We start from the raw sequence: 19,606 nt of genomic DNA, 5'->3' as shown, positions 1-19,606 counted from the left end.
ATCGGCTCTCTGCTCATCATGCCAAGGAGTGGACAATGATCGGCGTCGTGATACCTGCACACAACGAGGCGAGCTGGCTCGGGCGATGCCTGTTCGCCGCTGCCCTGGCCGCGCGGCATGTCGAGCTGATGGGCGAATCTGTCTGCATCGTCGTCGTGCTCGACAGTTGTACCGACGACTCGGCCTGCGTCACTCAGGCATTCGGGGCAACCGCGCTGACGGTGCAGGCGCGCAACGTGGGCATCGCGCGCGCGACGGGCGCAAGTCATCTGATCGCGCTGGGCGCACGCTGGCTGGCGATGACGGACGCCGACACATGCGTCGCGCCCGACTGGATCGTGGCCCAGCTCGCACTGCGTGCCGATGTCGTTTGCGGAGCGGTCGAAGTCGACGACTGGGGCGCGCATCCACCGTGTGTACGCGAAACGTGGTCGACCCATTACCGAAGCGTCGACGGACATCGCCACGTGCATGGGGCCAACCTCGGCGTGTGCGCGAAGGCGTATCAACGCGCAGGCGGGTTTCCTCCGCTCGCGTGTGGCGAGGATGTGGCGCTCGTGGAGCGGCTGACGGCGAACGGCGCGAGAATCGCCTGGAGCGTTGCGCCGCGCGTGACGACGAGCGCGCGCACCGATTTCCGGATTCGCGGCGGTTTTGGCGATACCTTGTCGTCATGGTCGAGCGGGGTTGCGTGTGCGCCCGCAGGCGTTACGTTGAACGAGACGCTTCAGGGCAGGGAGCACCATGAATAGCGGCGTCGGATCGCTCTTTGTCGTGTCGCCCCATCTGGACGATGCGGTGTTTGGATGCGCCACGCTGCTGGCTTCGCCACCCGGCGCCACGGTCTGCACTGTATTCGCCGGTACGCCACGGGCGCCGCAGATTCAACCGTGGGATGCAGCGGCGGGCTTCAGCGATTCGTCCGCGGCGATGCGCGCCCGCACGCGAGAGGACGCACGCGCGCTCGCGCGTCTGGGCGCGCGGGCGATCCGGCTGCCATTTCTCGACGGCCAGTACGGCGAACTGCCTTCCGTTCGCACTGTGGCGAGGGCTTTGCTCGCTTGCTTTGAGCCGCTCGATCGATCCAGTCTTGTCGTTCCACTCGGGCTGAGGCACCCCGATCACCTGCGCGTGGCCGATGCATGGCTCGCGTTGCTGCGCACGCGGGCCGTGCAGTCGTGCATCGTCTACGAAGATGCGATTCATCGTACGGTGCCGGGCATCACGGCGGCACGCCTCGACCAACTGTCAGCCGCCGGACTGCGCGTTACCGCGTTCGATGCTTCGTGGACTCCGCAGCGCGAAAGCACGCGTGCGCTGCGCTTGAAGCAGCTCGCGGTGCGGGATTACGGCAGTCAGCTTCAGGCCTTTGGCGAGGACATTCCCGCCGATCTGTCCGAACCGGAACATTTCTGGCGCGTGGAGTGGCCCAGATATCAGGGCGCGTCGTTTTCGCCGCGCGAGCGCGACATCAGCGATGCTCTTTCGGCGACGCTGAGTTGATCGGCGCACCAGACGTCGAGTGTGAAATCCGCATCGTCGACGTGCACGGCATGCTGTAACGAAGCGGCGTGCGCGGACTCGCGAAACAGGCTGTGAACCGCGTTGCCGGTTATGAGAAAGTCGTCGGCGTGGTGTCGCCAGTGGCAGCACAGCAGTGCGCCGTCAGCATCGAGCGATGAACACGCGAGGCGCGCGAGGGCGCGGCAACGCGCTTCGTCGAGATAGTAGGCAAACTCGCTGATGACGATCAGGTCGAAGCGGCCTGCGGGCCAGTCCTGCGGCATGGCGCGCGTTTCCACCTGGGCGGCGGGCCAATCGTCCAGCCGCTGTCGTGTGAGCGAGACGGCGCGCGGAGCGAAGTCAGCGCACAGCAATTCGTCGCAGCGATCGGCTAGCAGCGCGGAGAGTTCGCCGGTCGCACAGGCGGGTTCGAAACCGCGTCGGTATTTTGCTCGCGGGAGCGCCGCCACCATCAACGCCCGCTTACGCGCCTCGTACCAACTGGTGCGATAGCGCCACGGATCGGAATCGAGCTGGAATGCTGCGTCAAATCGTGCGGCAGCCTCGTCACGCCGGGTCTGCATTTGCGCTCCTGTCGCGTTTATAGCTGCCAGTCCTCGCCGATCTCGGCGAGCGCGCCGCCAAGCGACGCGAGGTCGCGCTCGGCGTGACTCTGGCGCATGAACACGGAAAGGTCGGACGTCATGTGCGCGAACCACGCGTCCTGGCAGAGCGGCCCGGCGCCCAGGCCACGCGCGGCTGCACGCAGGACGGCATCGCAGGCCTGTTCGACGGCGGCGCGAACCCGTAATGCAGCGGCGGATCCAAAAGCGTGGGGGTCCGCGTCAATGCATTGCGCTGATTCACGCAGCAATGCGCGCGCGGAGGCGAGTGCCGCATCGGCCGCGCCCAGATGGGCGTGCAGATGCGGATCTTTGCGTCGCGCGGCGGCTTCGCGCAAGCGTCCCGCGAGCGCTGCCGCGGCGCCGTACCAGCAGGCGGCGATACCTGCGCCGCCGTGCCAGAAACCGGGCCGTTCGAGGTACGCGCGGGGCGGACCGATGAGGATCGCGTCCGCGCCCTCCATATCGATCTCGACGCTTTGCGTGACCTGCATCCCGACCGCGTTCCAACCGCGCGTGCTGACCTGTACATCCGGCTGCTTGACGCGCAGCGCGGCGAGCCAGTCTTGCTGATCATCGTCGACACAGGTCACGAGCGCGAACGTGACGAAGGCCGCGCCGGAGCACCATGGCTTCGTACCCGAGAGCCGGACTCGCTGCCCCTCTTGCCACGTAACACGCAGATCGTTGTGCGGCGCCCGCGCGGCCCACACGGCCCAGAGGGCAGGGCCCGCCTCTGCGGATTGCGGCCGATCTCCGCCGAGTTCAGTCAGGATGGCGATGGCGTCGGCGTGTGCTTCGAAGATCTTCACCAGCGGCAGGTCATGCGCGGCGATTGCCGCGAGCGAGCGCCAGCGCGCCAGCGTATTGCCGCCGCCGGGCGGAGGCAACGCCGGGCAGGCCTCGACAAGTCGATAGGCAGCCGAGGGAAGACTGACGGCATCGAGTGGCAATTTGAAGCCGTCCAGGGCGTCGTCGATTTCCGCTTGTGCAGCGCACTCGGTCGCATCGGTCGCATGCCGGACGTGGGTTCCCTGCATTCGCGCCTCCAGAGCGTTCGCGAGCCGATTGGCGTGGCGCTTCGTGGCATCGTGCACGCCCCGTGCAATTGTCTGCACAATCACGCTGGACGGAACGTGCGCGGCGAAGATGCGCTTGCGGTTCGCGTTGATAACGCCTTCAGCGAATTTCATTCCCGACCGGAGCGCCGTCTCGAACCGTCAGGCGCAAGCGCCTATCGCCCCGCAGCGACGACTGCGCCACGAAGCTTGAAAAATGCCACGAGGTCTCGCAGCGAACTCGACTGTTGCGCCATCGAATGGGCCGCCGCGCTCGCTTCCTCGACCAGCGCCGCGTTCTGTTGCGTCACCTGATCCATCTGCGCAACAGCGACATTGACCTGCTCGATGCCCGTATGCTGCTCCGACGATGCCGCCGAGATTTCCGCCATCAGATCCGCGACCTGCCTGACCGAATGCACCACGTCGTCCATCGTCTGGCCGGCTTCCTCCACCAGTTGCGAGCCGGTACGAACGTTCTCTGCGGAAGCGTCGATGAGCTCCTTGATTTCCCGCGCAGCCGTTGCGCTTCGTTGCGCCAGCGTGCGCACTTCGCCCGCGACCACCGCAAAGCCTCGCCCCTGTTCTCCGGCGCGTGCGGCCTCGACAGCCGCATTCAGCGCGAGAATATTCGTCTGAAATGCAATGCCTTCGATGACGTCGATGATGTCCGCCATTTTTGCGGAACTCGTGCTGATGTCCTTCATGGTGCCGACCACGCGGCTCACGACGGCGCCGCCGCGCGCCGCCACCTCCGACGCACTGGCCGCAAGCGTGTTGCCGCGGCGTGCATTCTCGGTGTTCTGCTTCACGGTGGACGTCAGTTGTTCCATGCTGGCCGCCGTTTCCTGCAACGAGGCCGCTTGCTCCTCGGTGCGCTGGCTCAGGTCCGTGTTGCCGGCCGCAATCTCGGCGGAGGCAGAGGCCACGCTCTCGCTGCCGTTTCGCACGCGGCCGACGAGGTCGCCGAGGCCCTCGTTCATCGTGTGCAGCGCGCGCAGCAACCGGCCGGTTTCGTCGTCTCCGTCGACGACGATCACCGACGTGAGATCGCCCTGAGCGACCGTGCTCGCAACTTCGAGCGAACGGCGTAGCGGCACCACGATAGAGCGTGTGATCAGCACGGCGGCGATGACGCTGAGTGCGATTGCACCAGCGATCAATGCCGCGGTGAGAACGAGCGTCGTGCGATAACGGGAAGCCGCTGTGGCGGCGGCATGATCCGCACCCTGTCGGTTGAGCGTGACATCGCGCGTGACGATATCCGCAGCGGCCATGAAGCGTGGAGACGAATCGCCGCTCGCCAGCTTTCTTGCCGCTTCCAGTTGGTCGCCGCCACCCTGCGCTAACGCGTTGAGCCGGGTGTCGATGTCCAGATACGAGGACCAGGCGCCTTTAAAGTCGTTAAGCAATTGCACTTGTTCCGGCGACGAAACGACACGCTCATACTTGCCGAGCGCACTGTTTAGCGATGCAAGCGCGTCGTTTCGCCTCTGCGCGAATAATGCCTGGGTGTTCGCGTCCGACGCCATTGCCACGACCAGCGACGCGCGCCGGGCGTCATTCATGTATGCCCGGATTTCGCCCAGCGCCTGCACGCCGGGTAGCCACTGGTTTGCCAGTTCATCGGTTCCACGATAGATGCGCGACACTTGCAGCAGCGCGAGGCCGCCGATGAGACACAACGAAAAAATGGCGATTCCAAAGCCGATACTCAATTTGCCGGCGATACCGATGTTTCTCAGTCGCATTTCAGATTCTGTAGCGGTGATAATGCGCAGCAGCCTGCGCGCCTCGAAGATCTCAACGATGGCTACGCAAACCAGCGTGGGCAAGCGTAGCCGTCAACTCCGCACATTGCCCCGGTCTCAGGATTTTTCGTTTCCCGGTTTCAATGCCTGCGCCGCCGCGGTCTCCGGTTCGTCTTTCGTATGCACACCGGTGGCCCAATGCGCGCGAGGGACTTCGACGGCATAAACACTGATCGCCCCGTATGGCGCACCTAAGGTCTGATGCACTGCCTCCGCTACTGCTTTGATGCACGATTTGATGAGGTCGTCACTACGGCCCTCTAGAAGAGAGATTTGAACAAGCGGCATTGTTTTCTCCTGTTTAACAGGGGAAATCATGCTGCGACGCTTAATCGACGGTCCAATACCGTTTTAGTTAATCATCCATATCAAGCCGGCATCGAGAAAAAGGCCGCGGGTGAAATGCACATTCACCCGTGTAAATTGGAGAATTGAATTTTATTGGTAAATATCAATGACTTTGGCTCCTCGCCACTTAACCGCCCCGATTGTCGCGAATCACTTTTTCCGCCGCCGCTTGCGCTTCGCTCGCCATGCCGTCATGAACGCGCGTCGCCAGTGCGGCGAGCGGCGTCTCCGAATCGAGCAGATGCCCGTCGCGCTCGTGCGTATCCACGCGCACGCGCATCGACAATCCAATCCGCAGCGGATGCGCGGCCAGATCGCCGGGATCGATCGAAATCACCACGGGCACACGCTGCACGACCTTGATCCAGTTTCCGGCCGCATTTTGCGGCGGCAGCATCGAAAACGCACTGCCGGTCCCCGCGGAAAATCCTTCTACGCGTCCGCGATAATTGACCTTCGATCCGTAGATATCTGAATTGATCGTCACCGGCTGGCCGACCCGCATATTGCGAATTTGCCCCTCCTTGAAATTCGCTTCGATCCACAAGCCGTGCAATTGCACGATCGACATCAGCGTGAGACCCGGTCCGACCTGCTGGCCGATTTGTACGGTGCGCTGTCCCACCACGCCATCGATTGGCGCGACGATGGTGGTGCGTTTGAGATTGCGCCACGCCAGCTTGAATTGCGCGACGGCCTGAATCACGCCCGGATTGTCCTCGACGGCGAGGCGGCTGCCGAGCGCACGCGCTGCGTCCAGTTGAGCCTGCGCCGCGCCGAGCTGCGCCTGGGCGCCCGTCACGGCGGCTCGCGCACGCGCCAGTTCCTCGGGCGAGACGACTTCGACCGACGCGTGATCGCGCGCGGCCAACGCGCGTTGTGCGAGATCGAGATCGGCTTGACGCGCCTTCACCGCTTCGGCGTACATCGTCGCGGAATAGCGCGCGTTGGCGGTTTGCCGCACGGCTTGCGCGAGTTGTGCCTTCGCTTGCGCATACGCGACCGAGGCTTCAGCATCGTCGAGTTGCACGAGCGGCTGTCCCGCGCGCACGCGTTGCGTATCGGCGGCGGCGACGTCGATCACCGTGCCGGCCGTTTGCGCGGCGATCTGCACGACATTGCCGGCGACGTAGGCGTCGTCGGTGTCTTCGCGAAAGCGCACGGCCATGAACCAGTACGTTGCCGCAGCGAGCGCGGTGACGGCGACGACCGCGCCGAAGATCGCGAAGCGTCGCCGCCGTGTCGCGCGCTTACGTGCGAGCAGGGCGGCGTTTGCGGCGAGCGTGGCCGGATCGGGATGGAGGTTGGTGTGGTCGTGGTGCATTAGTCGACGCGCGCGCTGGTGAGTCGTTCGTTGGATCGATCCGTGAGCCGATCGTGGGAGGGGAAGACGACATCGAAATGCGAGATCGCGGGTCCGGGCAGCGTGCGTTCGTCGAAGCCGCCGCCGAGCGCGCCGATCAGCGCAATGCGCAGCGTGCGCTGCTGCGATTGCAGGTCGATCAGTTGGGCGCGCTCGTCATAGAGCGTGAGCCTGGCCGTATTCACGTCCTTTTGCATCAGCAGACCGCGCCGGTGCCGCTCTTCGGCGATCGAGACGTAGCGTTGCGCGGCGTCGGCGGCGTCGCGCTCGCCGCTCACGAGGCGATCCACGGTCGAGAGCGAAACGAGCGTGCGCGCGACATCGCCCAGCGCCGTATCGACGGTCTTGTTGTAGAGCCCGATGGCGACGTCGGCATTGGCCGCGTCGCCCGAGAGCTTCGCCTTGAGGCGGCCGCGATCGAAAATCGGCAGCGATACCGCCGGGCCGACGGATCCCGCGAGCGCCTGGCGCGAGAACATCGCGCCAGGTGTCAGCGCGAGCAGGCCCGCGAAGCCAACGAGGTTCACGTCGGGATAAAACTCGGCGCGCGTGCCGTCGATCGCGGCGTAGGCCGCTTCGACGCGCAGCCGGGCCGCGACGATATCGGGGCGACGTCCGAGCAGATCGGCGGACAGGCGTGCGGGCAGCGGCTGGTCGGCGAGACGGGAGAGGCTCGCGGGACGCGGCCTGGCGAGCGCGAGGCCGCGCTCGGGGCCGCCGCCGGAGAGCACGCCCAGTTGCAGTTGCGCGAGGCGGATACGCTCGTCGGCGAGTTCGATCTGCGCGATGAGCTTGTTGCGGCGCACGGCGGCATCGTCGGCGTCGTAGCCGTTATCGATGCCGCGCGCCGCGCGCTCGCGCAGCACCGCGGTGATCTGGTCGCTCGCGTCGCGTTTCTCGATCCAGAGGTCGCGCAGCGCGTAGGCCTGGTCAAGATCGCAATAGAGCGTGACGATGGCGAGGGCAAGGGTGAGGCGGGCCTGTTCCGCGTCGACGCGTGCCGCATCGCGCAGTGATAGCAGCCCGCGCGTGGCCGCCGCATTGCGTCCCCAGAGATCGAGTTGATAATCCAGCGCGACGAAAATTGAAGAGGGCGATTGAACAGGATTACCAAATAATTGTACGGGGATGTCGTAGCCGTTTGCGGAAACATTGGCGACGCCGTTTGATTGCGGCATGCGCGCCTTGTTGACGGTCGCGCCCGCCGTGGCCGTGAGTCCCGTCAACGACGAAAACTGCTGCAACTGCGATTGCGCGACGCCAATACGGGCCTTCGCGATTTGCAGATCGGGATTGTGCGCATAGGCTTCGGTCACGAGCTGGTCGAGCTGCGCATCGCCGAACTGGCGCACCCAGTCGGGCGCGGGCCACGCGGCGGCGCTGTTCGATTTCGGCGTATCGGACAGCGTGCGCGAGAGTGCATTCGCATCGGGCGTGTGCGGTTGCAAGGCTGGCGTGATTGTCGGCACACAGGCGCACGCGAGCAGCGTGGCGGTACCGAGCGCAAGCAGGCGCGTGATCGTGTGTGTCTTCATCCGCGACGCTCCTGCACGGTGGGGCGTGCGGTCCAGCGTGGATGCGAGATATCGAGCGGCCCGAGCTTTCCTGCGAGACCGTCGATCAGACCATAGAGAATGGCCTTGAGCTTGGCGCGTTTGTCCTGCTCGCCGAGCAGGACTTGCACGATTTGCCCAAGCGTGAGCAGATTCGGCACCCACGCAACCGGAAAGCGCGGGCCATATTGAAGGGCAATCTCCATCGCGTTGCGGGCGCTGTAGTAACCGCGCATCCACGGGTGATTCATGGTCGGGATATTGAGCGGGCCGATGCGTCTGCGCGCCTTGTTGCCGATGCGATGACGCAGCACGAGCGCGGGCACGAGATAGAGCGGCACGTTGTGCGCGAGCGCGCGAAAACAATACTCCGTATCGACGTGATCGATAAACAGCGCTTCGTCGAAACGGCCGAGTGCTGTATAAGCTTCGCGCGACACCAGGCTGCCCGACGAAATCAGAAACGCACAGCGGACCGGTTGCAGGTCGGCCGTTTCGCCGATGTCGAGTTCGATGCGCCGCACGCCGATGCCGTTGGTCGCGAGCGCGGGGAGAAAGCGCCCGTCGTTTTCATCGAAGATGCGCGGCCCTGCAATGAAAGGCCGTCCAATCTGATGTTTTGCGAATGCGTGCATCGCCGGAAAATAGGCATCGGGCACCACGGAATCCTGATCGAACAGCGCGACGGCATCGAGCTTGTCTTCGAGCGAAAACAGATGCGCGAGGCCCACATTATACGCGCCCGCAATGCCGCCGCGATTGCCGTTCTGAATCAGCGTATAGCCGTCGCGTTGCGCTGCGTCGCGAGCGGCGTTGTTCGCGGCGTCCTTATAAGGCGTGTTGTCGACGACTACGAGTGCGTCGCACGCGTCGCGCAACGCGGCCAGCCGCGCGAGCTGTTCGCCGCTCGGGTGGTAGAGAATGACAAGTGCGCCTGATCGCATCGCGTGGTTCCTCTTTTTATCGTTCTGGTGTCAGTGCCCGAGGGTCATGGCGGCGCCCCGTTTGGGGCGCGTGAACCACATCATCGTGGCGAGCACGAGGCAGGTTGCGGACGCCATGAAGAACATGTCGCTCGTCGCCATCATGTAGGCCTGCTGCAGGGTCACCTGATGCAGTGCGCCGGCTTCGCGTGCGCCGCTGATACCCATCGCATGCAGCGTGGCGACGTAGTGTTGCGTGCCGCCCGATTCCTTCGTCACCGATTGCGCGAGGGTCGCATAGTGGAACGTCGCGCGGTGGTCCCAGAGCGTCACGCTCATCGCCGTGCCGAATGCGGCGGCGAGCGTCCGCAGAAAATTAGACAGGCTCGATGCGGCGGCAAGTTGATGATCGGGCACGCGAGAAAGCGTTGCCGCCGTCAGCGGGATAAAGAAGCAGGGCAGGCCGATGCCCTGAATCAGGCCGGGCGTGACGATCTGCGTGAACGACATGGTCAGTGTGAAATGCGTGTCCCACCAGAGCACGGCGGCGAACACGAGAAAGCCGAAGGTCGTGAGCACGCGCGCGTCGAAACGATGTGCATAGAGACCCACGAGAATCGAGAACACCAGCGCGAGCATGCCGAGCGGTGCGGTCGCGAGGCCGGCGTGAAAGGCGTCGTAGCCCATCACCGCCTGAAGCCAGAGTGGGAACACCACGCCCACAATCGAAAAGCTCGCCATGCCGAGCGAAATGATGAGCACGCAGAACGAGAAGGTGCGATCGCGGAACAGGCTCAGGTCGATGACAGGCTGTGCTTCGCCTGCTTCCCAGAGTAGCAGCGAGACCAGCGCGAGTGTGGCGACGATGGCGAGCGTGACGATCAGTGTCGAGTCGAACCAGCCCGCGTCGTGGCCCAGATCGAGCATCGCCTGCAATGCGCCCACGCCGACCACCAGCAGTGCGATGCCGATAAAATCCACTGGAACGCGTTCGCCGCGTTTCGCGTCTTTTCTCAACAGGGTTGCGCAGACAACGAAAGAGAACAGGCCGATGGGCAGGTTGATGAGGAAGATCCATTCCCACGACAACGTGTCGATCAGGTAGCCGCCGACCACGGGGCCGAAGATCGGCGCGAGCAACACCGTCATGCCCCAGAGCGCAAGCGCGAGCGTGCGTTTCGCGGGTGGGAACGTGCGCAGGAGGATCGTTTGCGAAAGCGGCACCATCGGCCCGGAACAGAGTCCTTGCAGCGCGCGGCAGGCGACCAGTACATGCAGGTCGGCGGCGAGCGCGCACATCAGCGAGGTGAGCGTGAAAAGCAGCACCGCGCCGATGAAAAGGCGTGTTTCGCCGAGCCGTCGCGCGAGCCAGCCCGTGAGCGGAACGGCAATCGCCGCGGCGACGGAATATGAACTGATGACCCACGTGCCCTGGCTGTTGGCCACGCCGAGGCTGCCGGAGATCGCGGGCACGGCGACGTTCGTCACCGTCGAATCGAGCACTTCGATGAAGGTCGCGAGCGACAGTGCGAACGTCAAAAGCGCGAGACGAACGCCGCCGCGTGCGTGCGCGGCGCTCGCGTCGGGGATCGTGAAGGGCGAGGCCGTGCTCATGCGCCCGCCACTTTGAGCAGGGGCGCGCGTGCCATCTCCTGCGCGGCGTGCGATGTGGCTTGCGGCACGAAGCGCTCGATAAAACGCGCGGCGTCGACGCAACCGTCGGGCGAGGTCGCGAGCTTGTTGCGTATCTGTGCGCAACGCGTGGCGATGCGTGGGTCGTGCAGGACCCGGGCGAGCGCACGGGCCAATGCGGCTTCCTTGATCGGTGCGTCGAGGCGCAGGCCGCAACCGGCGTCGGCGACACGTTGCGCGTTGTCGAACTGATCGTGCGCGAACGGCGTGACGAGTTGCGCGATACCGGCTTCAAACGCCAGCGATGCGGTGCCGATGCCGCCGTGATGCACGAGCGCGCGGCAACGCGGCAACAGCGCGCGCAGCGGCACGTAGCGGCGTTGCAGCAGGCGTTGGCGTGGCATATCGCGGCCGCGTTGCGCGTCGTCGAGTGTGAAGTCCGAGCCCAGCAGCAGGCCGCGTGTGCCGGTCGCACGCAATGCGTGCAGCACGGCGCGCGCATAGTGCTGGCCGTCGACGAGCGTCGACCCCGCCGTGAACACTACCGGCGGTTCGCCCGCGCTCAGGAACGCGTCGAGTTCCGCGTCGGGTGCGCCGTCGTCGAGATCGTTGAAGAGCGGAAAGCCGCATTGCCTGTGCTGCGCGGGCCAGTCCGGCTGCGGCGGGGCGAACCAGTCGGGGAAGAGGCAGAGCACGCCGTCGGTCGAATGGAGCCAGCGGCCCAGAATGCGTTTCGCGGGCGGCAGTGCGAGCGTCGCGCGCAATGCGTTCAGATTCGGCCCGCACACGGCGTCGAGCAGGGCGCGCTCGATCAGCGTCATCAACGCGGCTTTGAACGCCAACGGCAGGCCGCGCGGAATCGTGAGACGCTTGTGCGCCGGTGGCGCATGCGCGGAGAGCAGTGTCGACGGCGAGACCTGAATGGACACGTAAGGCGTGCCGTGCCGCTCCTGGAGCAGGCGCGCGGAGAACGCCCACAGCGTGCCGACGAGAACCGTGTCCGGGCCGCGCAGCGCGTCAAGGGTGGCGTAATGCGGTTGCAGCACGGGTGCGATCAAAGCCCACAACGTCTTGAACGACGTGCGCGGATGCCAGAGCGCAGGGTTCGCGAGCGCGGCTGCATAGTCTTCGGCAAGACCGATGGCGACGAACGTGAAACCCTCGCGGCGCGCGGCCGCTTCGAATGGCGGATGCGAACAGAAAACCACGCGATGACCGCGCGCGGCGAGCGCCCGCCCGACGCCGAGCAGCGGGTGCACATCGCCAGCCGAACCTATCGCCGTGATGATGATTTGTGCCATCGGGCCGCCGTGCGTGTCAGTCGTTTATATGGTGTTCGCGACATCAATAGATGCCGGGGATCAACGCCGCGACTTCGCGGCGGTAGCGCGCGTAGGCGTCGCCGAAATGCCCCGTGAGCCAGCTTTCTTCGATGCGCACCTTGAAGGCCAGCGACGCGAAGATCAGCACGACCCCAGCCACGCCGCGCCAGGTCTCGCCGATCAAGGCCGAACCGGCCAGCGCGATCAGGCATCCGGTATAGATAGGATGCCGAACGAGTGCATAAGGACCGGTGCGGATCAACTCATGGCCTTCCTTGAGCGTCACCGAGACGCTCCAGTTCGTTCCCAGATGCACGCGTGCCCACACCGAAAACAGCAGGCCGGCAACGAGGACCGCGAAGCCGCCGAACTGCATTGCACCCAGGCGCGTCGGATCTGGCGAGAGTGCGTTCAATGTCGGGTCGGGCAGGATGAGGAGCGCGCCACCTGCGATCAATGGCAGCGACTGCCAGGTGCGCGCGCTGCGCGCTTCGCGGCGAGCGGTGGTCTTGACGGCCTGCGCTGTCGCGATCCAGTAAGCCAGCCACGCGAGCCACGGCACGACAATGGCGATGCTTTGAGCGATATTCATGAAGAGATCTCGACGATGGAGAGGGAATGCGTGCGCGCGCGATTCGCGCATCTCACGACAGCGCGGGCACCTGGAACGGCAGACGCTGCGGCGTGCTCGAATTCGGTATCACGGCAAGCGACGCGTAGGTCTCGCGCTCGCCGCAGAAGAAGTCGCACAGCACGTTGCGCATCTGCTCCTGTTGCGTGCGCCCTTCGAGATCGAGGAAGTGTCCGGCACCATGAATCGTCGCGAACTCCGCGTGCCGCACGTAATCGCCCAGACGGCGCACGTCGGCGGCGGTGGTGTATTCGTCGAGATCGCCGTTGACGAATTTCACGTCGCAATCGATGCGGCGGAATTCGTCCAGATATCGCTCCGGCTTCATGGCAAGAATCTGGTCGACGTGAAACGCGACCTGATCCTGTTCGTCGCGCGGCAGACGCGTCAGGTAGCGATAGTTGTAGAGCTTCATGATGCGCGGCAGATGACGGCCAACGGTATCGTTGAGCAGTTGTGCCGCCTGGAGGTTCTGACCGGCCGCGATGTGGTCGCGCGCGCGCGTCACGTAATCGGTCATGGCCGCGTTGAGGAAGGGCGAGAACGACGCAATGGCGGCACGCCGTACGCTCGCGCAGCCGCGCGCGAGCGCGAATAGCGACGCCACGCCGCCCCATGACACCGACAGCAGATACGACGGGCGAAAACGATCGGCGATATGCATGAGAATGTCGATCTCGTCGTCCTTCGTGAGCGTGTAGTCGCACGCGTTGTGCTGGCGCGACTGGCCCGCGTACGGCAGATCGAAGCACAGCGCATTGACGCGTTCGCCCAGGTAACGGATGGTCTGGCCAAACGATGCCGTGGTCGCCAGCGCACCGTTGACGAGCAGGACGGTTTCGAACGATGGATCGAAGCAATGATGCTCGACGTAGACTTTCAGGCCACCCGGCAGTGGCAATAGCTGCTTCTCGACTGACATGAGACTTCTCCCCCGCATGTAGCGCTGAAAGACGAACGCACTCGCAGCCATCATGGTCGGTCCACGACTGACTGCACTCGATTTCGCCAGGGCCGCGCCGCGCATCGACGCGCGACGTTGCCGCCTATGTTGACCCGTGGCTTGAGGTGTCTCCTCCAGGCCATGTGTCGGGCGCGGCGGTGAGACTGCCGCTTGCGCCTTGTATCGGCGCTCGCACGATTTGCTGCACTGCTTCTAATGCAACAGGTGTGCCATTCGACTGACGAATTCGCGAATCGGATCGCGAGGGCGGGCGAGGATCGTTGTGCAGCGGACTTCTTCAGGAGATGGTCGAGGCCGGTTTGTGCGGGCCCGGAAAATTCGATGTGCGCGCAGCGAACTGAGCGATGCGCGCGGCATCGTGCGTAACGTAATGGCTCATGTTGCTTGTTACGGAACACCGCGTAACGTTGCCGGCCTGTGTAATGCAATTCGAATTCAAAGCGAATTTTTTAAAGCAGCCGAAACAGGACGAACACGGCGATTCGTGTGTGAGCCGCGATCCATGGACCTGGATGACCTGCCAGTTTGGATAGGTTGCGTGTGTTTTGTGGCGTGTTAATGCCGCGCCGCTAGCGGCGTGTATGTCCGCGTTGAATCGTTGCTTCGATGAGCGGTCGTTTTTTATTCGTAGATGCGGGGCGTGCTGGTTGTGAACGCGCTTGAAAACTCGCTCAAGTCACGGCATCGGTCACGTTGCGAAACCTCGTAACAGACAAGTCGCGCGCCATTCCGCAAAGGAATAAGTCCTATCACCACCGCCTGCCTTCTTGGGGCGCGGCGTCTGCCCGATCATGTGTTCACCGTCAACCCACAGAGGAATCCACGATGAACACCTTCAACGCCTACACCGTCGAGACCGCACCGGCCGACTCGAAGCCCCTGCTCGAAGGCACGAAAGCCGCCTTCGGCTTCGTCCCGAATCTCCAGTCTTTCATGGCGGAATCGCCCGAATTGCTGGCCGGCTATTCGGCGCTCTGGGATCTGTTTTCGAAAAGCACGCTGACGCCGCATGAACAGCAGGTTGTCTATCTGACCTCGAACTTCGAAAACGACTGCCACTACTGCATGGCCGGTCACAGCACGCTCGCAAAGATGATCAAGATGGACCCGGCCGTGATCGACGCGCTGCGTGCCGGCACCGAGCTTCCGGACGCAAAGCTCGAAGCGCTGCATCGCTTCACGACCGTCGTGGTGCGTGAGCGCGGCTTCGCCACCGATGCCGACATCGACGCATTCCTCGCCGCCGGCTACACGCGCCGCAATGTGTTCGAAGTGATTCTCGGCGTGGCGACGAAGGTGATGAGCAACTACACGAATCACATCGTGCATACGCCTTACGACGCCTTCATGAAGGGCAACGAGTGGGTCAAGCCGCAGACGAGCGTCGCGGCCAGCGCCTGAGCGCAGGTTCTCACTCGATCACCCGATACAGGAGAAGGACATGTCACTGCAAGACAAACTCGACGCGTTCAAGGCGGACTTCAAGGGCGGCAAGCCGCCGTACTATGCACCGCCGGAGATTCACCCGATCATGGAGCGCGCCACCGCCGAACTGATCGCAAGCGGTCAGGCGACGCGCGCAATCAAGGCAGGCGAGCGTGCGCCCAGTTTCACGCTCAAGGATCAGGACGGCAACGACGTGTCGTCGGTCGAACTACTGCGTCGCGGCCCGCTCGTCATCACGTTCTATCGTGGCGTGTGGTGCCCGTACTGCAACATCGAGCTACAGGCGATCAATGACGTGCTTCCGCAGATCGAGGGATACGGCGCGAGCGTCGCGGCCATCTCGCCGCAGACCGCGGTGAACAGCCGCAAATCCGTGCGCGATAACAAGCTCGGCTTTCCGGTGTTGAGCGATACGAACGGCGAGGTCGGTGCTGCATTTGGCCTACGCTTCGCGCTGCCCGATTATCTGGTCGATCTCTACAAGGCCCTGAAAAACGATCTGCCCGCGTTCAACGCCGACCCTTCGTGGACGCTGCCGATGCCCGCGCGCTACGTAATCGGTCAGGACGGCATCGTGCTGTATTCGGAAGTGAATCCCGATTACACGCATCGTCCCGATCCGGTCGATATGTTGCCGGTTCTGGCGCGCGCGAACGCGGAGGTGTGAGCGGGCGCGCCCGTCATCGGCATCGCGCGATCGCACGCGGCGCCTCGATCGGCCAGGCTGGAATCCGATGGCCAGTTTTAGGTCTGTCCGGCAAACAGGCTTTCGACGAAGGCGACGAAGGCGCGCGCCTTCGTCGTTGCCATGCGCCCGGAAGGAAACACCGCCCATACGTCGATGCCCGGCAGCGTCCAGTCGGTGAGCGCGGCCTGCACGGAGCCGTCCGCGAGTTCCGGCGCGAACATCCATTCCGAGGCCACGGCCAGTCCCAGATCGGCGAGGACGGCGGCGCGCACGCCTTCGGCCGCGCTGACCCGCACGCGGCCCGACACCGTGACGGCCACTTCGGTGCCGTCCGCGTGTCCGAACGCCCACGCGTCTCCACCGCTGCGCATGGCGTGAACGATTGCCCGATGCTGACTGAGTTCCGCGGGCGTTTGCGGCACGCCATGCCGTGCGAAGTACGCCTTCGTGCCGACCACCAGACGCTTTCCGCTTGCGACGCGCCGCGCCGTCATCGCGGAGTCGTCGAGCCGGCCCATGCGCAACGCGACGTCGACGCCTTCCTCGAGCAGATCGATCGGACGGTCGTCCATCACGATCTCCACATCGAGTCTCGGGTGCTGTTCGAGGAACGCGCCAAGCGCGGGGATGACGTGCAGCCTCGCGAAGGTCACGGCCGCGCCCACGCGCAGCCTCCCGACCAGTCCCTCCGACGACTCGCGCACCGAATGTTCCGCGCGATCGGCTTCTTCGATCGCCAGACACGCGTGTTCGTAGAAGCGCTGGCCAGCATCGGTGGGGGTGAGGCCGCGGGTCGAGCGCAGCAGGAGGCGCGCGTTCAGATGCTCTTCGAGCTGCGCGATCGACTTCGATACGGCGGGTTGTCCGATATGCAGCCGACGCGCCGCCGCCGAGAACGAACCCGCCTCTACGACGGCGACGAAGGTTTCCATTGCGGCCAGGCGATCCATGCGGGCGGGGTCTCGGGAGTGGTAAAGGAGGGCGTCGCAGGGTTGCCGGATGCGCGCGATATCGCGTTCCGCACCGACGTCCGCGCAACTATACAGCAGCCATATTGAGCGAGCGCCGCGCGCCACGTTCGGCGAAGTGGCGCGTAGTCTCGACGACGATGGCGTTACACCGGCTTGATTTCGTTACGGATGACACCCACGCCGACAATGTCGGTTTCCATGATGTCCCCCGGCTTCAGGAATTCCGGCGGCTGACGGGCGAAACCGACGCCCGAGGGCGTGCCTGTCGCGATGATGTCACCGGCCTCCAGCGTCATACCGCGCGACAGTTCGGCGATGATGCGCGGGATCTTGAAGTACATCTGCTGGTAGCTGGCATTCTGCTTTTCGACACCGTTCACGCGGCAAATGACGCGTACATCGTCGAGCTTCACGCCGGCCGCCGTGACGATCCAGGGACCCATCGGGCCGTGGCCGTCGAGGCTCTTGCCTTTGAACCACTGGCCGCCGTGGCGTTTCTGCTGGATGTCGCGCTCGGTCGTGTCGTTGAACGCCGAATAGCCGAACACGTAATTCATCGCGTCCGCCTCGGAGATATTGATTCCGGTGCGGCCGATGATGACGGCCAGTTCCGCTTCCCAGTCGGTGCTGGTGGAGTTCGCCGCATCGTAGGGAATCGGATCGAACGGCCCGTTCATGGTGTGCGTACCTTTGGTGAAGAAAACAGGGTGCGCGGGCAACGTACTGGTTTTGTTGTCGGTGCGCACGGCCTGTCCCTCCTCGAAGTGGTCGAGATAGTTCCAGCCGACACAGTAGATGTTGCGATCCGGGCGCGGGATCGGCGAAAGCAGTCGCACTGTTTCCAGCGACAGCAGTGTGGATCGCGGATGCTCGCTCAGCGTTCTGACCTGTTGCAGTGCCGGATCGCCGACCTTGATCAGCGAAAGCATCGAGCTTGGGTCGAACGCCAGCTTGAGGTGACGTGCGTGCGCTTCGGCCTTGAGATCGAGCAGGCGGCCGTCGTCGAGCACCACGCCGATGGACGGCTGCGCACCGACGCTATACGTGACGAGGCGCACGCCAGGCTGGCCCGTCAGAGGCGGAATCGATTCGATCTTCGTGCCCGCTTGCTGTTCCTGCGCGGCGAAAATGCGGCCGGAAAATACGCCCGTTGCCGTGGCGGTGATAGTGGCGCCAGCCTTCAGCCAATTACGACGACTCTTGTCCAATTTTTTATCTCCGATCCGGCAGCGCTTGTTTCGGGATTTTTGTGCGTGCGCTACCGCGCCATATTATGGCGGACTTGATTACCTCGGCGCAGATCGGCCATGAGTTTGAATGCGTTAATCAAATTGACAGTGTTTTGAAAGAACGAAAGAAGACGCGATGTCCCGCGAAACGGATCTGCACCGCTCGGTGCGATTCGCGCGCCCGGCCGCAACGTTGGCGCTACGCCGATCCCCAATCAGAGCTGCGAGTCGAGCAATTGAACCGCGCGTTCAAGCAGCTTTTCCCGCAATGGACGGTTGCGCCATGCTTCGAGCGTGATGCGTTTCGCGTGGCTGATGTCGCGATCGAAGATCGCCGTCTGTTGCCGCGCGAAGTCGCGATTGTAGACATTGAGATTGGCTTCGTCGTTGAGCCTGAAAGAGCGGCTGTCGAAATTGGTCGAACCGACCGACACCATATATTCATCCACGACCATGAGCTTGCAATGGAACATGGTGGGTTGATATTCGTACATCTCTACGCCGGCCTCCAGCAGCGGTCCCCAGCACGCGCGCGACGCTTCGCGCACGGTATGCGTGTCGATGTGTTTGCCTGGCGTAATGATGCGCACGGCCACGCCGCGCTTCGCCGCTTCAACGATTGCGTTGATCGTCAATTTGTCCGGCACGAAGTACGCGCTCGAAAGCTGTATCGAATGCGTCGCGGCCGTGATGGCCATCAGGTACATCAACTGCATGTCGTCGCTGCCGCCCGATGGCGAACTGCTGAACATGTGGGCGAGCCCGTCGCCCGATGCGTCGATCTGCGGAAAATAGGTGGGGCCGTGCAATACATTGCCCGTCGCCTTGACCCAGTTGTCCATGAATACGGCTTGCATCTGGCCGACCGCTGGTCCGTCGACACGAAAATGGGTGTCGCGCCAATGCTTGTCGTCCTGCGCGTCGCCGGTCCATTCTTCGGCGATACCCACGCCCCCTGTAAAACCGATGCGGCCATCGATCACGAGCAGTTTGCGGTGCGTGCGATCGTTCATTCTGCCGAGCCCGGTCCAGTGCGGCTTGTGATACTGAATCACCTGTGCGCCCGCTTCGCGCAACATGCGCAGATAACGCGGGTCCATCTTCGACGATCCGATCCAGTCGAGCAGCACATGGACCGCGATTCCGGCACGCGCTCTTTCGGACAGCGCCTGCGCAAGCTGCTCACCGATTGCACCGGACCAATAGATAAACGTTTCGAAGGTAATGGTGTGCTTTGCGGCGCGAATGCAGCCGAGCATGGCGGGAAAAATCCGGTCGCCGTTGACCAGCACTTCAAAGCGGTTGCCGCCGACAACCGGCGGCCCGAGCAACAGCCCCATCGAGCGTGTGAATTGGGCATCGTCGCTGGCGTAAAGCCGCTCGATCTTGTGCTCGATCTTCTTCTCGCCGCTAGTGAGATTGGCGATCAGCAATACGACGATGAGCGTGAGTACAACGGCAAGGGCAACCAGGGCAGTCGTCGGCATGCGTGGTCCTCGCGTAGCAAACAGTCATTCGGACCGCCAAGTGTACGGTGTTTT

At 63.8% G+C, this 19,606-nt stretch carries 18 protein-coding genes; 4 read left to right on the top strand and 14 right to left on the bottom strand.

The features are described from left to right. Window positions 1–35: 35 nt before the first annotated feature. Window positions 36–752: a glycosyltransferase family 2 protein gene (locus BMY06_RS34575; RefSeq protein WP_065058324.1), complete on the top strand. Its 717-nt coding sequence runs from the start codon at window positions 36–38 to the stop codon at window positions 750–752. After that, on the top strand, window positions 745–1,503 hold the full coding sequence (locus tag BMY06_RS34570; RefSeq protein WP_074987417.1) for a PIG-L family deacetylase: 759 nt from the start codon (window positions 745–747) through the stop codon (window positions 1,501–1,503). The genes BMY06_RS34575 and BMY06_RS34570 overlap by 8 nt, the downstream gene beginning before the upstream one ends. On the opposite strand, the gene BMY06_RS34565 is transcribed toward BMY06_RS34570, so the two are convergent. The 11 genes from BMY06_RS34565 to BMY06_RS34515 form a co-directional block, all read right to left on the bottom strand. Beyond that, entirely contained in the window at window positions 1,437–2,087 is a 651-nt protein-coding gene (locus tag BMY06_RS34565; RefSeq protein ID WP_074987416.1) for an SAM-dependent methyltransferase, read from the bottom strand. The two genes, BMY06_RS34570 and BMY06_RS34565, sit on opposite strands and share 67 nt — an antisense overlap. 17 nt (window positions 2,088–2,104) lie before the next feature. Next, entirely contained in the window at window positions 2,105–3,319 is a 1,215-nt protein-coding gene (locus BMY06_RS34560) for an acyl-CoA dehydrogenase family protein (protein WP_074987415.1), read from the bottom strand. 41 nt (window positions 3,320–3,360) lie between these two features. Beyond that, entirely contained in the window at window positions 3,361–4,935 is a 1,575-nt protein-coding gene (locus BMY06_RS34555; RefSeq protein WP_074987414.1) for a methyl-accepting chemotaxis protein, read from the bottom strand. A gap of 117 nt (window positions 4,936–5,052) precedes the next feature. Continuing rightward, window positions 5,053–5,283: a tautomerase family protein gene (locus BMY06_RS34550; protein WP_074987413.1), complete on the bottom strand. Its 231-nt coding sequence runs from the start codon at window positions 5,281–5,283 to the stop codon at window positions 5,053–5,055. A 187-nt stretch (window positions 5,284–5,470) separates the two neighbouring features. Next, window positions 5,471–6,667 carry an HlyD/EmrA/EmrK family protein gene (locus BMY06_RS34545; RefSeq protein ID WP_074987412.1) on the bottom strand — a complete coding sequence of 399 codons (1,197 nt, stop codon included), beginning with the start codon at window positions 6,665–6,667 and terminating at the stop codon, window positions 5,471–5,473. Further along, the gene (locus BMY06_RS34540) at window positions 6,667–8,241 is read right to left on the bottom strand and encodes an efflux transporter outer membrane subunit (protein WP_074987411.1); all 1,575 of its coding nucleotides are present in this window, start codon (window positions 8,239–8,241) and stop codon (window positions 6,667–6,669) included. Before BMY06_RS34540 ends, BMY06_RS34545 begins: the two co-directional genes overlap by 1 nt. Beyond that, complete coding sequence (locus BMY06_RS34535) at window positions 8,238–9,203, bottom strand: glycosyltransferase family 2 protein (RefSeq protein ID WP_074987410.1); 966 nt, start codon at window positions 9,201–9,203, stop codon at window positions 8,238–8,240. Before BMY06_RS34535 ends, BMY06_RS34540 begins: the two co-directional genes overlap by 4 nt. A gap of 30 nt (window positions 9,204–9,233) precedes the next feature. Next, complete coding sequence (locus BMY06_RS34530) at window positions 9,234–10,796, bottom strand: DHA2 family efflux MFS transporter permease subunit (protein WP_074987409.1); 1,563 nt, start codon at window positions 10,794–10,796, stop codon at window positions 9,234–9,236. Continuing rightward, the gene (locus BMY06_RS34525) at window positions 10,793–12,115 is read right to left on the bottom strand and encodes a glycosyltransferase (protein WP_074987408.1); all 1,323 of its coding nucleotides are present in this window, start codon (window positions 12,113–12,115) and stop codon (window positions 10,793–10,795) included. Before BMY06_RS34525 ends, BMY06_RS34530 begins: the two co-directional genes overlap by 4 nt. A gap of 43 nt (window positions 12,116–12,158) precedes the next feature. Further along, complete coding sequence (locus BMY06_RS34520) at window positions 12,159–12,728, bottom strand: methyltransferase family protein (protein WP_074987431.1); 570 nt, start codon at window positions 12,726–12,728, stop codon at window positions 12,159–12,161. A 52-nt stretch (window positions 12,729–12,780) separates the two neighbouring features. Beyond that, window positions 12,781–13,689: an alpha/beta fold hydrolase gene (locus BMY06_RS34515; RefSeq protein WP_065058334.1), complete on the bottom strand. Its 909-nt coding sequence runs from the start codon at window positions 13,687–13,689 to the stop codon at window positions 12,781–12,783. Between the two features lie 867 nt (window positions 13,690–14,556). On the opposite strand from BMY06_RS34515, the gene BMY06_RS34510 reads away from it, so the two are divergent. Both BMY06_RS34510 and BMY06_RS34505 read left to right on the top strand, forming a co-directional pair. Continuing rightward, window positions 14,557–15,132, top strand: coding sequence for a carboxymuconolactone decarboxylase family protein (locus BMY06_RS34510; RefSeq protein WP_065058335.1), 576 nt, complete (start codon window positions 14,557–14,559; stop codon window positions 15,130–15,132). A gap of 40 nt (window positions 15,133–15,172) precedes the next feature. Continuing rightward, window positions 15,173–15,844, top strand: coding sequence for a peroxiredoxin-like family protein (locus BMY06_RS34505; RefSeq protein ID WP_065058336.1), 672 nt, complete (start codon window positions 15,173–15,175; stop codon window positions 15,842–15,844). Between the two features lie 77 nt (window positions 15,845–15,921). Here BMY06_RS34505 and BMY06_RS34500 read toward each other — a convergent pair whose 3' ends face one another. The 3 genes from BMY06_RS34500 to cls all read right to left on the bottom strand — a co-directional run bounded on the left by BMY06_RS34500 (window position 15,922) and on the right by cls (window position 19,552). Further along, window positions 15,922–16,815, bottom strand: coding sequence for a LysR family transcriptional regulator (locus tag BMY06_RS34500; RefSeq protein WP_074987407.1), 894 nt, complete (start codon window positions 16,813–16,815; stop codon window positions 15,922–15,924). A gap of 164 nt (window positions 16,816–16,979) precedes the next feature. Next, the gene (locus BMY06_RS34495; RefSeq protein ID WP_080180538.1) at window positions 16,980–18,044 is read right to left on the bottom strand and encodes a fumarylacetoacetate hydrolase family protein; all 1,065 of its coding nucleotides are present in this window, start codon (window positions 18,042–18,044) and stop codon (window positions 16,980–16,982) included. 236 nt (window positions 18,045–18,280) lie between these two features. Next, entirely contained in the window at window positions 18,281–19,552 is a 1,272-nt protein-coding gene (gene cls, locus BMY06_RS34490) for a cardiolipin synthase (protein ID WP_074987406.1), read from the bottom strand. Window positions 19,553–19,606: the final 54 nt, after the last annotated feature.

The organism is Paraburkholderia tropica (assembly GCF_900109265.1).
Lineage (GTDB): Bacteria > Pseudomonadota > Gammaproteobacteria > Burkholderiales > Burkholderiaceae > Paraburkholderia > Paraburkholderia tropica.
This window is presented reverse-complemented; position numbering and strand designations above follow the sequence as displayed.